2 protein-coding genes are annotated in these 1,372 nt (G+C 25.5%); both read right to left on the minus strand.

From position 1 onward, the window contains the following. Positions 1-210, minus strand: a 210-nt coding sequence (locus Q5O44_RS01625) for a hypothetical protein (protein ID WP_302637132.1), incomplete at its 3' end; no start/stop codon positions are given. Positions 211-315: 105 nt separating this feature from the next. Then, the gene (locus tag Q5O44_RS01630; RefSeq protein WP_022166638.1) at positions 316-597 is read right to left on the minus strand and encodes a hypothetical protein; all 282 of its coding nucleotides are present in this window, start codon (positions 595-597) and stop codon (positions 316-318) included. Positions 598-1,372 lie beyond the last annotated feature (775 nt).

Raw genomic sequence — 1,372 nt, forward strand, 5'->3', positions numbered from 1 at the left:
CTCACTCTCGCTTACACTTATTAAATTGTTATTAATTTTTGATAAAAATATAATAATGTGTTCTATGCAAATAATAATTTTACTTTTCAATAATATATATATTCTATATATATATTTACTAAAGATTTTACAAGCCTGTCCATTCTTTAATATGTCAACCATTATTACCCCTATTAGAATCACAAGTAATGCAATTTTAATATAATCCATTTCTAATGTTCTCCCCCTTGTACTATGAAATTAAGGAATAGGATTACCTATTCCTTAATTAGTTATTATTATGACCGAATCCAAAACTTTCTTTTGCCCATGCGGTTAACTTAAATATAAATCTAAGAATGTAGAGTTTACATTTATTTCTTTAAACCATATTAAATTCCCATCTTTAAATTCTAAATATACTTCTGTGCCATCTCCTCTCTCTAATACAAATTTATCTCTAAATAGCTTTGAACTATTATATATGCTTTTTCCTTCTAAATGGATTAGAATTCTATTGAATTCTTTATATATAAAAGGCGTATTATTTAATTTTTCTTTGTTATGTTTAAATAGCATTTTTCTGAAGTTTGCTTTTAATGCAGCTTCATCAACCATTGATACTTTTGTGTATCCTTGAGTTTCTAATTGCTTTATTAATTACATTTCTAACTCGTGCTCACTTTAGTAAGTCATCCCTTAGTCCACCTCCTAATTACCTTTAGTTATCTTTTCCTTAATACTATTTAAGCAATCAAATATTTTAAGTAAATTATCATTATTACACATTGTCATACCTGCAAATATTGAATGAAATTGAGTAACGCCAAAATTTGTTTTTATATTTTTTACTTCTTTATTATTACTTATTTTATCTATAACATAACGCTGTCATTAGGATGACACCATGCCTTTAAATAGGTCCTAGGAATTAAATGATGATATTTAGATACTGTCATTTTAATTTTCACTCCTTTATTAACGTAGCATTGTTATTTAATAAAATTAAACTTTATATTTATATTAAATACGAAACTAATACTCTTATCATATTTATATAGCTTTCCTAACCACCTTTTACCATTTTGTATGTATATTATATACTTAAATTATAACTTTCTACAACATTAATATTCCGCTATCATCATAAACACTTCATCAACTACTTGGTTTCTTATAGTTCTATCCAAAGCTATTATTAATGCTACTGCTTCGTCAATTTTTTATGTACTTTTTTCTTTCTCTGGTTGAACGACCTTTTATTTAACATTTCTCAAAAGACAAAAGCTTTATAAAAGATATCACATTCATATTATCTTAAACAACAAAAAAGGCTTACGTATCTATATACATAAACCTTTCCCCTACTTAGTTTTACTTTACCCTCAATTTC

The organism is Clostridium sp. CAG:221 (assembly GCA_000435835.1).
GTDB lineage: Bacteria > Bacillota > Clostridia > Clostridiales > Clostridiaceae > Clostridium.

Excerpts from the sequence above, each read along its gene's own strand:
- Q5O44_RS01630 (WP_022166638.1), bottom strand. The coding sequence starts at position 597 with ATGGTTGATGAAGCTGCATTAAAAGCAAACTTCAGAAAAATGCTATTT.